Source organism: Sphingobacterium sp. GQ94 (assembly GCF_059758715.1).
Genome location: NZ_JCAXEC010000010.1, coordinates 122591 through 137291, shown reverse-complemented (window position 1 = coordinate 137291; position 14701 = coordinate 122591). Strand labels below are relative to the sequence as shown.

Below are 14701 nucleotides of genomic sequence, written 5' to 3'. Positions count from 1 at the left end.
TTTTTTTTTTATAGAAATTTTTCAAAATATTAATATAGTCCACAGGTTAAATAAAAGCCACCAAATAAAGAATGCTGTATTTGATTACTTTGTTTGTAGACCAACTAAAAAGGGAAGCCTGTTCAGCCTCCCCTATCTACATTCTTTTCGCTTTATTGTATTGCGGCTTAAAGATTACCTTTCTTTAATTCCTCCATCGCGAAATTTGCAGCCCTGGCAGTGAGCGCCATGAAAGTCAGTGATGGATTTTGAGTACCAGTTGACGTCATGCAAGCACCGTCTGTCACAAAAACATTCTTACAATCGTGGATTTGGTTCCATTGATTTAAAACTGAAGTTTTGGGATCCTTACCCATTCTTGCCCCACCCATTTCATGGATATCCAATCCAGGATTCTGATTACTAACATTCGTATGAATATTTTTTGCTCCTATATACTCTAACATTTCAGATCCTTGTGTTAAAAAATCCTGCATGCTGAGTTGATCATTGTTGCTATATCCGATCGAAGTAATTAATTGAGGTAGGCCAAATTTATCTGTCAAATCAGGGCTTAATCGAACATGATTTGACTCCTGAGGAATTGTTTCTCCTTGCATCATCATTCCTATTCCCCATCCACCAACTTCTGTTAAACTATCCTTAAAATTTCCTCCTACACTTTCTTCACTATGAACACCTCTTCCTCGATAGGCACTAAAAAATGAAGCATATCCACGTTGAAAATCCATTTCTTGCTTTTTTACATTTCTAAAATTTGGGATGATTGGTTGAGTCGGTCTCCGCCCGTAATAATACATATCCTCAAAACCATCAATTGTGCCTGAAATCGATCCGAGATAATTATGAAAAGCAACATATTTTCCCAATAAACCAGAATCATTACCAAGCCCTGTGGGGAAACGGTCTGATTTGGAATTTAGTAAAATTAAATTTGTTGCTAAAGTCGAAGCGTTCACAAAAACTATTTTCGCATAATGCTCTGTAACTTGCTCACTTAGCGCATCAATAACTCTAACTCCCTTTGCCTTATTAGTGGATTCGTCATACAGTATTGACTCAACAATAGAATTCGGTTTCAATGTTAAATTCCCTGTCTTTTCAGCCCATGGAAGAGTAGAAGCATTTGAACTAAAATATCCTCCGAATGGACAACCTCTTTGACAAAGCGTTCTATTTTGACACTTAGTCCTTCCTTGCGCGATGTGGATAGGTTGCGGATCGGTAATATGTGCACATCTGCCTGAAATAACCTGTCTGTCTGAATATTTACCAGGTATTTTTTCTTGAATCATACGTTCCACAGCATTCAATTCAAAGGCTGGAAGAAATTCCCCATCCGGCATAGCCGAATTTCCATCCCTATTTCCAGAAACTCCAATAAAACGTTCGACATGACTATACCATGGAGCTATGTCTTCATAGCGAATTGGCCAATCAACAGCAAACCCATCTCTTGCAGGTCCTTCAAAGTCATAATTACTCCATCTTTGTACCTGTCTAGCCCATAGCAGGGATTTACCTCCAACATGATACCCCCTTATCCAATCAAAAGGTTTTTCTTGAACATACTCTTGTTCCTTATCTTTAGTAAAGAAATGGTAGGAATCTTCGTTAAATGCATAGCAACGAGATGTTATCGGATTCTCCGATCTGATTTGATTCGATACTCGATTATGATGTTCAAACTCCCAAGGGTCCTTATAAGCTGTTGGATAATCTTTAACATGTTTCACATCATGTCCGCGTTCTAACACCAACGTTTTAAGTCCCTTTTCACAAAACTCTTTAGCCGCCCATCCGCCAGAAATTCCAGATCCAATGACTATTACATCATAGGTATTAATTTTTGAAGTCATATTAAAATTATGTCATTAGGTTGATTGCGGCAATTTACGAACTACTTGGTGATTTTTAAACCTTTTTCGGTATCATTTTTATCTCATTATCATCTCCAACAGATTTATATGAAGATATTACCTCATGAATTGTATGAGATAAAAATTTCGACACTATTATTTTTAATCATTCTAAATATTTTATTATGCATGCATAGTTAATTTGATTAATTATATTTGTTAACCTAATTTATAAACTATGATAGGTCAATTCATATTTGGAATCATACTATTTTCCTCGATTTATTTATTCTGCAAAAATGCAAAAGTCATCTATCGTAATATCCGATTAGGCAAAAATATCGATCGAACTGGTAATACCTCCACCCGAATAAAAACAATGTTTTTGGTTGCCTTTGGCCAAAAAAAAATGTTCAAACGTCCCATTTCAGCAATTTTACATCTACTGGTATATGTGGGCTTTTGTATTATTAATATTGAGATGTTAGAAATTGTTATCGATGGATTGCTGGGTACACATCGTATACTTTCATTTTTAAATGGGTTTTATGATCTCTTGATATATTCTTTCGAAGTCTTAGCCTTTTTAGTGTTGGCAGGCTGCGTTATATTTTTAATCCGTAGGAATGTTTTAAGAATAAAAAGGTTAAATCAATCTGAATTATTTAAGTGGCCAAAAACAGATGCAAATATCATTTTAATAGCAGAAATATTACTAATGACTGCGTTTCTCTTCATGAATGCAGCAGATTCAAAATTACAAGTATTAGATGCGAATGGTTATCCCGAAGTAGGTTCATTTCCAATCAGCTCATACTTAACAGCAATATTACCTGATTCAATCAATTCGTTAATTTTAATTGAACGATTTTTTTGGTGGTTTCATATCATTGGGGTTTTACTATTCTTGAACTATTTACCAATATCCAAACATTTACACATTATTCTGGCCTTCCCCAATACTTACTTCTCACGGCTGGAGGAACAAGGAAAATTCAATAATTTAAAGTCTGTTACCAACGAAATATCAGCAATTTTTGATCCTTCAATAGTTGTAGAAGGAAATAATGGACCGGGCCGGTTTGGCGTCAAAGACGTTCAGGATTTAACTTGGAAGAATTTATTAGACGCATATACTTGTACTGAATGCGGACGTTGTACTTCCTCTTGTCCAGCTAATATTACTGGCAAATTGCTCTCTCCAAGAAAAATCATGATGGATACCCGCGATCGCATTACAGAGGTTGGTAAAAATATTGACATTCATAAGTCCTATCAGGAAGATGGGAAATCTTTATTAGACAATTATATTACAAGAGAGGAAATCTGGGCATGCACTAGCTGCAATGCATGTGTAGAGCAATGTCCTGTGAATATTAATCCCTTAGAAATAATCATTGGGTTAAGGCAGTACATAGTTTTGGAAGAGTCACAGGCTCCAACGAGTATCAATAACATGTTTTCTAATTTGGAGAATAATGGTGCCCCTTGGAAATATTCCCAAGCCGACCGTGCAAATTGGACAAATAAATAAATATGAAATTAACATGGAAAATCACATACATATCCCAACATATGCTGAAGCCATAGCGCAAGGCGAAACTCCTGAATTACTTTTTTGGGTAGGCTGTGCAGGTAGTTTTGATGAACGAGCACAACGTATAACTCGCGACATCTGTAAAATATTACAACATGTTGGTATAAAATACGCCATACTAGGAACTGAAGAAAGTTGTACCGGCGATCCTGCAAAGCGTGCTGGGAATGAATTTTTGTTCCAAATGCAGGCGATGACTAATATTCAAGTTCTAAATGGATATAATATTCAAAAAATTGTAACCGCATGTCCCCATTGTTTCAATACTCTAAAAAATGAGTATCCAAGCTTAGGTGGCCACTATGAGGTAATCCACCATAGTCAGCTAATACAATCCCTTATCGATCAAGGAAAACTCAAACCAGAGGATGGGAATGAATTTAAAGGAAAAAAAATAACCTTCCATGATCCTTGTTACCTGGGTAGAGGAAACGATGTTTATGAAGCACCACGGAAAGCTTTAGAACTCTTAGATGCAGATCTAGTCGAATTAAAACGATGCAAATCGAATGGCTTGTGCTGCGGAGCTGGTGGGGCCCAAATGTTCAAGGAACCGGAAAAGGGCACAAAAGACATCAACGTTGAACGAATAGAGGATGTGATCAAAAGTGAAGCTACAATCGTCGCTTCAGCTTGTCCATTTTGTATGACCATGTTAAGTGATGGCGTAAAAATAAAAGATAAAGAAAAGGAAATCCGTGTTTTAGACATTGCTGAAATAACAGCGAAAGTAAATAACCTTTAAAAGGAAATATCCTGAAATATTAAAAGATTAAACTCCGAACAGACTCACAACCGGAATATTAGAATGGGCTTTGCGTGTGTAATTTTATCTTTGAATCTAAAACAGCCAATTATTCCTTGAGATTCGCTTTTCGAGCAACATCGAATAATTCTTCACTAATATGACAGTATCCTCCAGGATTTTTTTCCAAATATTTTTGATGATATGTTTCAGCATCATAATAATTTTTCAAAGGTTCTGCTTCCACTACAATAGCTGAGGAATATTTTGTTGCCAACTCTTTAAGTTTCTGGAGGATTAGTTTTTGATCGAGCTTATCTATAAAATAAATACCAGTTTTATATTGAGTTCCAACATCATTACCCTGTTTATTCAAACTTGTTGGATCAATAGTTTTTAAATAAAGATCAATTAAGAGGCTTAATTCAATAATTTCAGGATCATATATGACTTTTACTGTCTCAACAAAACCAGTATTTCCTTTTATAACTTCTTCGTAAGAAGGATTTTTCAGCTTACCATTTGCGTATCCAACTGAAGTTTCTGTTACTCCACGTATCTGTTTAAAAAAATGCTCTGTTCCCCAAAAACATCCTCCGGCAAAATAGATAACCTTTAAATTACTATCTAGTGAATGATATGTTGCTGGAAAATTATTTTTGGATTCTGATCTATTAAAATTTGCAAACAGAACTACTACTATAAATAATATAAAAATGGGAAAAGATTTTTTCATAGCTCATAGTATTTATTAACAATCTATTATGTAACATGTAAAGTTAATTATTTAAATAAGAATATTTCATCCAATTACAGGTTGAAACCTGTGTTTTTGGCTACATTTAATAATGTGTAGGCAATACAAAAACCAGAATCATACATGTAATGAACTCATTTACAATATACTACTTGAGACTTCTTTGTAAACGGAAGATTGAATTACTTTGGGAATTACTAGGGTGTACTTCAAATAAAAATGGACAAAACAGAAATACATCTATTTTGTCCATATCAGTACCCAGGAGCAGATTCGAACTGCCATGCCCTTACAGGCGCCACCCCCTCAAGATGGTACGTCTACCAATTTCGCCACCTGGGTATATACAGCGCAAAAATAAACTTTATTTTAAATTTTACAAGGAATATTTAATCTTTGTTAAATTTAAAATTTTTATCAATTAGCGTCTCAATTATTCCATCTGCTAAACCAATTCTCGGAGCCATGATATTATTAAGATGTCCCACCTTCATAATTGTCAAAAAAATTTCGGTTGCTGGGATAATTACATCTGCGCGATCTTGTTTTAATTCAAGGACATTTATTCTATCTTTCAATGAATAGGAATTTAGGTATACATATAGTGCTTTTAGCTTAGCATATGAAATTGGCTTATCATCCCTTTCATTCGCTAATCTTGATAATTTATTTATGTTGCCACCGCTTCCTATTCCGTAAATATTTTTGTACCCTTTGGTCACATTCCTGACCCAAACTTTCATTTCCTCCCAAGTCTCTGGGGTTTCTTGATTATCCAAAATACGAATAGTTCCCAAATTAAAAGAATGAGAATCAACTAATTCGCCATTTGAGAACAAGGAAATTTCGGTGCTACCTCCACCAACATCAATATATAGATAAACCTTGTTTTTATCCATATTTATATTGCTCTGGACATTATAAATAATTTGGGCTTCAACAGCCCCTGCAATTATATTTATATCAATACCTACTTCTTTACATGCATCAACAATCTCCTGTCCATTGTCCGCATCACGCATTGCAGATGTAGCACAAGCCATATAATCAGTAACTTTATAAACATCCATCAAATTACGAAAAGCGCTCATGGTTTTAACCATATTTTCAATTTTCCCTTTCGAAATATGATGATGTATAAATGCATCATCTCCTAAGCGTAAGGGGACTCTCAATAAGGTGTTTTTTGTAAAAGCAACTCTGTTTCCTTTTTCAATAATATCGGCAATTAACAAACGAACAGCATTTGATCCAATATCTATAGCAGCATATCTCACGTTATATAATTTGAAGGGGTTTAACAATGATAATAATCTTACATTAACTTAATATGAAATTAGAATTAAAGTACTGATTTTTTTGTTGGTTCTAAGATTTCCAACTGCCAAATAATTTGATCTTCAGAAATTGGATAAGGCACTCCGTCTCTTAGCGTTTGAAAAACAGCATTAAAAATTTGCATATAATCTCCTGTTTTAGAAGGAATATTCGATTTTGTAAGTTGCCCCAACTCATTTAGTGTTGTCAGTACACCTTCGTTACCAGGTAGCTCCACACCATATTGCTGAGAATTAGGCAGTATCCCTGCCATTAATTGCTGTTCCTGGACATCAGTCCGTTTTTTAACAAAACTGCCTTGAGAACCATGTAAAACAAAACTAGCCTGAGGATCAGCAACTAATAAACTTGCCGTCAAAAAGACATTCAAACCAAAGGGATAATTCAAGATAATGGTCCCGTAGTCATCAACCAATGAATTATATCTGTTTATCCCGTTAATTTTAGTCATCGCCTTAGGTTTCCCAAATATTGAAATAGCTTGATCTAACAAATGGGATCCGAGATCATAAAGTATCCCAGAGGCAGCTCGTTTTGTTTCCTTAAATAATTTATGTCCTATTTCAGTTTTAAATCGGTCAAATCGAATATGCAATTCAATTGGGTTTCCGATTAATTTCTTCGACAGAACTTCTTTAAGGCTGAGAAAATCAGAATCAAATCTTCGATTATGAAAGGGAAGTATATGTTTCCCTACCTCTTTAGCCAAATCGAATAAGCATTTAGCTTCTTTTGCTGTAGGGGCAAACGGTTTTTCTATTAATACGTGTTTAGAAGCCTTTAGCGCTTGTGTAGCAAGTTCAACATGTGTATCGTTAGGTGTGTTTACTATTACAAGTTCAATTTGAGGATCGTTTAATAACTCTTCGACAGAATTATAGCTGATTATATTTGGATATTGTAATTGCGCTTTCTTTTGATTTCTTTCTACAATTCCTCTAAGAAGGAAGTTCGGGCTAACCTCTATAAATGGCGCATGGAATACCTTTGCGGACATTCCATACGACAAAATACCTGTAATAATCTGATTTTCAATCATTACCAACCTTAGTGATGTGCATGAGCATCTGCTTTTCCCCCAATTGACGTAAATAATTCATCAACAGGTTTTATTTGTGATTGACCAAAATCCCTTAAATCTTTGTTTGTATTGCGAGACAACCTTCTTATATGTTCTTTTACAAGTATAATTTGATGTTGCACATGATGTAAGTAATCTTCATCAGAATACGTTGATCCATGGTTAGACTTCTCAAAATCAGTATTTTCTATAATTGTTATTGAGTCATCTGCTATAGTAGTATCTACATTTGAAATAGGAAGATTATGATCTTCAGGAGCTACATAATCCTGTGTCCCCAAAATAGGAAAATCTACATGCATTTTTGTGGCTAAATCATTCATTTTAGGAAGTATTTCACCAAAAAATTGAGATACCTTTTGAGCAGCATCCTTTGCTTGAGGGCTACCAACAGTTGCAACGTGTTTTGCATAGGAAACCTCATAAGGAGCGATGGTACCCACCTGTCTAAAGAATGCATACGCATCTCCATCAGCAATCGAGGTATGAGTAAATTTAAGATGTCTTTCCTCTGCAGTTTTGAATACACATGAAGATAGACCAGTACTTGCAAAAACCGCAGCAACAATTAATGTATTAATTTTCATCGCTTATATATTTTAAAACACACAAAAATAAAAAAATATCCCTATTAATGTCTATTTCTATTCAATTCAAATTCATTCTAAGCTAAATTTCGACCAGCATTTACAACCCCATAAATTGTACGACCAATTAGTTTTCTGTATATATTGGCCTTATCTTCATCCAAGGTCCCTTTATTAAGAAGCCTAATTGCATAATGCTGAATTATCAACAACGGCAGAATTATTTTTTCCCTTTCCATAATGGAAGCTTTTTCCACTGGATAATTCTCCATTAGTTCGTTCATCCCCGTCAATTTCAAGAGGTATGCCTTGGTTTTATCATATTCTTGTTTCAAATCTTTCCAGAACTCACCAAACTTCTCATCATTTTCCATATAGGAAGTGATATCGAAATTTGATTTTGTCATTGACATCATACAATTATCAATAACTGTATTGAACATGCCAGAAGTTTCATAAAGGTTCTTCACGTAAGACCATAGATTATTGTCTTCTGCCCATTGTAATGCAGTTCCTACTCCATAAAACCCTGGAATATTTTGTTTTAGTTGGCTCCAAGAAGTCACAAAGCTAATTGCCCGTAAATCTTCTAATCTTAACTCTCTATCAGAATTTCGTTTCACCGGTCTGCTTGAGATATTGATAGAAGAAAGGGATTTCAAAGGACTAAGGGTTTCTAAATATTTTAAAAACAAAGGATGATGTCTAATACTCAAAAACTTTCGATGGCTCTCTGCAGCCATATGATCAATTACTTCTTTCTGTTTCGCGGTTAACGTATCTCCTTCTCTTTGTTGCAAATCGGAAATAATTCCAGCGTGCAATAATTGTTCGATATTGTACTTGGCTGTATCAACTGAGCCATACTGACTACTAATTGTTTGCCCTTGGATAGTAAGTTGGATGTGATTATTTTCAATTTCCCTACCCATGGATGAATAAAAACGTTGAGTTTTACCTCCTCCTCTTGCCGGAGGACCTCCGCGACCATCGAAGAATACAAGATCCACATTATATTCTCTTGAAATAGTTGTCAATTCGATTTTAGCTTTATAGATTGACCAGTTTGCCATCAAATACCCTCCATCTTTGGTACTATCAGAGAATCCCAACATGATTGTTTGTTTATTTCCTCGTTTCTTTAAATGTTTAGCATAAGTTTTATTCGAATATAGACTGCGCATCACATTCCCTGCATGTTTTAAGTCATCCACAGTTTCGAATAATGGCACGAAATCCATTTTTAAATTTTCGATTTCCCAATCCTGCCATAGAAATAATTGCATCAAACCTAGAATGTCAGAAGCTTGCTGACAATTTGATATTATAAACCGCTGTACTGCACGTTCGCTACCAGAGGCCTGGATATCTTTGATTAATCGAATTACTTTTAATGTATCGCTAACCAAAGGATCTTTATTATTCTCAAGATTTAAATTAGCGTGAGTAAAACTAATATATTTCTCTTTTTCCTCTTCTGAACCTTTAATGGTGGCCAAATCAATCCCAGTTTCCTTCGGAAAATTCGCTACTAAACTATTAAAGGTCTCACGAAGTATGCTGCTATCCTGTCTTATATCCAGAGTTGTAAAAAAACATCCAAAAGTTTGAACTTTACGCTTTAAATCTTCAACAATCTCAACAAATAATCCATCATGATTTTCCTTTAATACTCTAATAATTTCAGAAAGGTTATGAGAGATTTTCTCAGTCTCATCCACAGGATTCTCTACAGGATTGAAACTATTATCATAGAATAAATCTTGAAGAGTATCCATATATGATTCAACACCACGGAACGTTATCCTACGTTTTACGATTCTAAAATCACGATAATAGCACCTGAACAATATTGTTCTTAATAAAGCAGATACTTTTTTGGTACTTTCCCAGGTGACATTAGGATTTCCATCACGATCACCACCCGGCCAAAAGCCAAGTTCAATCATCTGATTAATATCCTGGGGAGAAATCTCTAACTCATCATCAAATTTAGCCTGAATTTCCGAAGCTACACGATAAAACACATTTTCCAGGTACCATGCTAGGCTAATTGCCTCATCTACAGGAGTAGGCTGTTGCTTATTTATAAATGGGGTTTTTCCCAACTGTTGAAGAAGCAAATGAATTTGAGGAATATCGTCCTTTTTAAGGTCTTCAATTAAATCATTAATAATAGACAACACTGGACCGGGATAGAATTGAGTAGGGTGAGCAGTTAAAACTAGACGGATTGACATTTCTTTTACTCTTTCGGCAATCTGTTTTTTAATCTGAGGGCTGTTTTGAGCTAGATTAAAAATTGATTTCAATCCACTGGTCTCATCGCTCTTTCCGACAGATTTGAAAGCAGAATCTTCCACCGCATCAAATAATACGACTTGACGTTCAATGTATTGCACAATACGAAAAAGTAAATCCAAGCGATCATCCTCTTGAACATATTGTTCATATTGACCAAAAAAACTATCTATAATTATCTCCGGTGGTAGATGTTCTTCAACTCCTTTTTCACAATGGGTATTAAAAAATGGAAGTAATGTTCCAGTATGTCGTACACGTTGAAAAGGAAGAGTAAGAAACAAACTTTTAAATAAATCAAACCTCGTAAGAACTTCGTTCTGAAAAGCTGCTTTTTTCTGACTTAATCTCATAGTATTAATAAAGTATCATGTTTTTTGACCTAACGGTGTGGCCTATACCATTACAAATATATCATTTTAATATATTTCTCAGCAACTAATTGTAATTTTTACACTTAGCAAATACAAATATTATTAATTTAATAATAAAAATTTTAAAATAATCTCCTATTCTATAAATTAAACTATAAAAATTTCATGTTGTTTTCCACACCTTTTTAACTATTGCTTGCTTATCTTTGTTTAATTGAATCATGGAAAAAACAAGGGAAATAAGCAATTTTTTTAATAGTCAATATTTTGCGGATGGATTGCGAATTACGATAGGATGTATTGTTCCAATCATAATTTGCGTTACTGTCGGAGAAATATTGATGGGTACCTATATTTCCTTAGGTGCTTTACTCGTTGGTCTTTCAGATACTCCCGGAGCTCCAACGCACAGGCGAACAGGAATGATAGCCTGTCTATTTACTTGTGTTATTACTCAGTTTATTGCTGTTCTTGCTAATGATAACCATTGGTTAATGACAATAGTAATCGGTATACTTTGCTTTATTTACTCCATGTTTGCTGTTTTTAATGCCCGTTCTGCCACTGTAGGTTCAATGGGTATACTAATCATGATAATCTTTGTAGATAGTAGCGATACATTCGAAGAGGAAATTCTATTCATCTTCTACTTTACTATTGGAGCGTTGTGGTACATGTTTATTAGCTTTTCAATTACCCAAGCCAAACCCTATAGGTTAGCACAACAAGAACTCTCTGAATCCATTAGACATGTGGCAGATTTTATTAGGTTGCGAGCTAACTTTTACGACAATCGAACCATAATACAAGACAACTATGGGAAATTGATTGATAAACAAATTGAAGTTCATCAGCATCAAGAAAATGTCAGAGATCTATTATTTCAAAGTAAAAGGTCTATTAAAGACACAACGAAAGTAGGTCGTTTTTTAACATTAATATTTAATGATATTGTGGATCTTTTTGAACAATCCATGACTACACATTACGATTATGAATTAATTCGGAAGGAATATGGTGGAACTGGCATTTTAAAAGATTTCAAACAATTACTTTTAAAAATATCCAATGAGCTCGATCACCTAGCATATCAATTAAATGCTAATAAGGCACCCAAACCACTATATAATTTCAAGCTGGATATAGAAGGTATTTTACTAGAGATTGATTCGCTTGAAAAAGGAAAGGGGGTTAACTCCTACCCCTTAAAAAAGATACTTATTAGTATACGTCAAATCAGCATTTTAATTCATAACATCTATAATTACAGTGTTATCCGACCCAATAATATAAAAAAACAAGAAATAGAGGAGGCAGATAAATTCATTCAAACTGAACACCTGGATTGGACTAAAATAAAGGATAATCTCTCTATGGATTCCACGGTTTTCCGCCATGCATTGCGAATGGCCTTAGTAATGGCATCCACTTATCTAGTGTTAAATTTAGAATATTTTAACCTAGGTACAATGGGGAGTTATTGGGTACTTCTAACCATTATGGTCATCTTAAAGCCAGGATATGGGCTAACTAAAGAAAGAAATCTACAACGCTTATTGGGTACAATAATAGGTGGTGTGATTGGATCTATTATTTTGATCACAGTTCATTCAGAAATTGTCAGATTTATTTTCATGATTTTCTTTTTCCTAACAGCTTACAGCATGTTTAGAGTAAATTACATTGTTGCTGTACTGTTTATGACACCATATGTTCTGATTATGCTAAGTTTTACTGGTTTGAATACGTTTGAAATTGCGAAAGAAAGAATTTTTGACACATTTTTGGGCGGAATGATTGCCTTTTTGTCAAGCTATATTATCTTTCCAAGTTGGGAAAGTTTTCAAATAAAAAACAATCTAAACCAATTGCTTATAGCAAACTATAACTACCTTGCTCAAGCAGTACGTATTTTATCTGGAGAGAATATTACGGTAACAAGTTATAAATTATCACGTAAAGAATTATATATTGCTGCGGCCAATATGGGTTCAACCTTCCAAAGAATGTTATCTGAACCCAAATGGAGACAGAAAAGCACGAAGGAGGTTAATAAATTTGTGATTTTAAATCATATTCTGTCTTCATATGGAGCGACTCTGCTGACCCAATTAACAGAAGCAACTGACACAAATTATACTACCGAGCATTTGATCATATTAAAGAAAATATTGAATAATTTGCGCAAATCAATTGATGTGGTTCCTACGAACACAAATGAAAAATTCACGGAAGTATCGACATTTCCGACCTTAACCGAAGATACTCAGGATCCAATTGAATCTAGGCTTATTACTGAACAACTACAATTTTTAAACAAAATTTCATCAGATTTATATAAATCAACCATTGATGTTGTTCAAAAGGAATCAGACCTCCATCAACAATTAGAAAATACAAATGGATAAAATATATGATGTATTAATTATAGGAGCAGGACCGATTGGAATAACCTGTGCGATAGAAGCTAAAAAGAACAATTTAAGTCATGTAATCATTGAAAAGGGATGTCTTACAAACTCAATTTATAATTATCCTGTTAATATGACGTTCTTCTCAACTTCTGAACGACTGGAAATTGGTGAAACACCATTTGTCACAACAAATCCCAAACCTAAGCGTGCTGAGGCCTTGGAATATTACCGCCGCGTTGAAAATAAGTTTACTTTAAATACTAATTTATTCGAAGAGGTTATACAGATTGATAAAATCAATAATATTTTTCATGTTAGAACGAATAAATCCCAATATTTAGCACAACATGTAATCATAGCTACTGGTTTTTATGATATTCCAATGTATCTAGATGTTCCTGGAGAGGACTTAATTAAGGTCAAGCATTATTATGATGATCCGCATTTTTATGCTAAACAAAAAGTAGTAGTGGTTGGTGCGAGCAATTCGTCTATTGATGCAGCATTGGAAATCTATAGAAAAGGTGGAGATGTTACTTTGATAATTCGCGGAACTGAGATAAGTCCACGTGTGAAATACTGGGTCAAACCAGATATTGAGAACAGAATTGCAAATTCGGAAATAGCCATTTATTATGAGTCAAATATCGAAAGAATAAATGAGAAAGAGGTCTTCATAAGGACTCCGAATGGACAGGTTCGCATAGAGAATGATTTCGTTTTAGCATTAACAGGTTATCGACCTAATTTCGAATTCTTAAGAAAATCAGGAATTATTGTCCCATTAGATAGTCCAAGTATTCCAATGCATAATCCAAATACAATGGAAACTAATATCGAAAACATATTTTTGGCCGGAGTGGTCTGTGGTGGTTTAAATACTCACTTATGGTTTATTGAAAATTCTAGGATTCATGGTCAAATCATCATTCAGGAAATTATAAGGAAAAAGTCAAATTCGTAACCCATTAATAAAGATAAAGGAAAGTTTCCTTTGCAGGTCTAAAATATATTCAAACTCTACCTTGGTTGGGGGTAAAAACAAACTTTTAATTTCTTGAAGGATACCAATTCGCATCCCTAATATTGAAATTAATAAAATTCTAGCGGTTACGTCTAAGTCGTCAACTTGAATTTCTTTATATTTTACTCCTAGTTTAAGAATTTCAGTTATAAGAACAAGCTCCTTCTCAAATAAAAGAGGAAAAACACATTCTAAATCACTAGGAAGATCATTTCGTAGACTATAAGTAAATTCAAACAAGTTATAATTATCCTTTATGACCTTTAATCGAGATTCTAGAAAACTCTCCATGGCCTGCTGAACGTTTTCTGACTTTTCGATTAATTTTAAACTTTCAGTCCTAAGTTCTTCAATCACCAATTCAAAAACCGCAGCGTAAAGTCTATTTTTATCTGGGAAATAATAATATAACAATGCTTTTGAAAAAGATAAATCTTGAGCTATTTCAGCCATTGTGGTCTTTGCTAAGCCAAAATGAGCAAATCTTCTTTTTGCCGCTTCTAGAATTTTTGATCGTTTAGCATCCGCATTCTTAGCCATTCACAATTAAATTAGTTTATAAATCGGCGTTTACTTATCTTTACAGCCATGTAAACTAAGATAGTTTATTTTTTCGAACTTTTA

At 34.2% G+C, this 14701-nt stretch carries 11 protein-coding genes and 1 tRNA gene; 4 read left to right on the top strand and 8 right to left on the bottom strand.

The annotated features are described in order from the left end of the window. Positions 1-167: 167 nt before the first annotated feature. Positions 168-1859: a GMC oxidoreductase gene (locus AC6CHH_RS10990; protein WP_498282744.1), complete on the bottom strand. Its 1692-nt coding sequence runs from the start codon at positions 1857-1859 to the stop codon at positions 168-170. 238 nt (positions 1860-2097) lie between these two features. On the opposite strand from AC6CHH_RS10990, the gene AC6CHH_RS10985 reads away from it, so the two are divergent. Then, positions 2098-3393 carry a 4Fe-4S dicluster domain-containing protein gene (locus tag AC6CHH_RS10985; RefSeq protein WP_498282742.1) on the top strand — a complete coding sequence of 432 codons (1296 nt, stop codon included), beginning with the start codon at positions 2098-2100 and terminating at the stop codon, positions 3391-3393. 13 nt (positions 3394-3406) lie between these two features. Continuing rightward, a complete protein-coding gene (locus AC6CHH_RS10980) occupies positions 3407-4201 on the top strand; it encodes a (Fe-S)-binding protein (protein ID WP_498282740.1) in 795 nt (264 codons plus the stop codon). Positions 4202-4310: 109 nt separating this feature from the next. On the opposite strand, the gene msrA is transcribed toward AC6CHH_RS10980, so the two are convergent. The 6 genes from msrA to AC6CHH_RS10950 all read right to left on the bottom strand — a co-directional run bounded on the left by msrA (position 4311) and on the right by AC6CHH_RS10950 (position 10618). Continuing rightward, positions 4311-4937 carry a peptide-methionine (S)-S-oxide reductase MsrA gene (gene msrA, locus AC6CHH_RS10975; RefSeq protein WP_498282738.1) on the bottom strand — a complete coding sequence of 209 codons (627 nt, stop codon included), beginning with the start codon at positions 4935-4937 and terminating at the stop codon, positions 4311-4313. 279 nt (positions 4938-5216) lie between these two features. After that, a tRNA-Leu gene (locus tag AC6CHH_RS10970) sits at positions 5217-5300 on the bottom strand. A gap of 47 nt (positions 5301-5347) precedes the next feature. Continuing rightward, entirely contained in the window at positions 5348-6235 is an 888-nt protein-coding gene (locus AC6CHH_RS10965; protein ID WP_498282736.1) for a Ppx/GppA phosphatase family protein, read from the bottom strand. 65 nt (positions 6236-6300) lie between these two features. After that, the gene (locus tag AC6CHH_RS10960; protein ID WP_498282734.1) at positions 6301-7335 is read right to left on the bottom strand and encodes a Gfo/Idh/MocA family oxidoreductase; all 1035 of its coding nucleotides are present in this window, start codon (positions 7333-7335) and stop codon (positions 6301-6303) included. A gap of 8 nt (positions 7336-7343) precedes the next feature. Next, positions 7344-7964 carry a hypothetical protein gene (locus AC6CHH_RS10955; protein ID WP_498282732.1) on the bottom strand — a complete coding sequence of 207 codons (621 nt, stop codon included), beginning with the start codon at positions 7962-7964 and terminating at the stop codon, positions 7344-7346. A gap of 77 nt (positions 7965-8041) precedes the next feature. Continuing rightward, on the bottom strand, positions 8042-10618 hold the full coding sequence (locus AC6CHH_RS10950; protein WP_498282730.1) for a phosphoenolpyruvate carboxylase: 2577 nt from the start codon (positions 10616-10618) through the stop codon (positions 8042-8044). Between the two features lie 242 nt (positions 10619-10860). Here AC6CHH_RS10950 and AC6CHH_RS10945 point away from each other — a divergent pair, with 242 nt between their 5' ends. Both AC6CHH_RS10945 and AC6CHH_RS10940 read left to right on the top strand, forming a co-directional pair. Further along, the gene (locus AC6CHH_RS10945) at positions 10861-13047 is read left to right on the top strand and encodes an FUSC family protein (protein ID WP_498282728.1); all 2187 of its coding nucleotides are present in this window, start codon (positions 10861-10863) and stop codon (positions 13045-13047) included. Next, complete coding sequence (locus tag AC6CHH_RS10940) at positions 13040-14017, top strand: YpdA family putative bacillithiol disulfide reductase (RefSeq protein WP_498282726.1); 978 nt, start codon at positions 13040-13042, stop codon at positions 14015-14017. The genes AC6CHH_RS10945 and AC6CHH_RS10940 overlap by 8 nt, the downstream gene beginning before the upstream one ends. Here AC6CHH_RS10940 and AC6CHH_RS10935 read toward each other — a convergent pair. After that, a complete protein-coding gene (locus AC6CHH_RS10935) occupies positions 14006-14617 on the bottom strand; it encodes a TetR/AcrR family transcriptional regulator (protein ID WP_498282724.1) in 612 nt (203 codons plus the stop codon). The two genes, AC6CHH_RS10940 and AC6CHH_RS10935, sit on opposite strands and share 12 nt — an antisense overlap. Between the last annotated feature and the right edge of the window lie 84 nt (positions 14618-14701).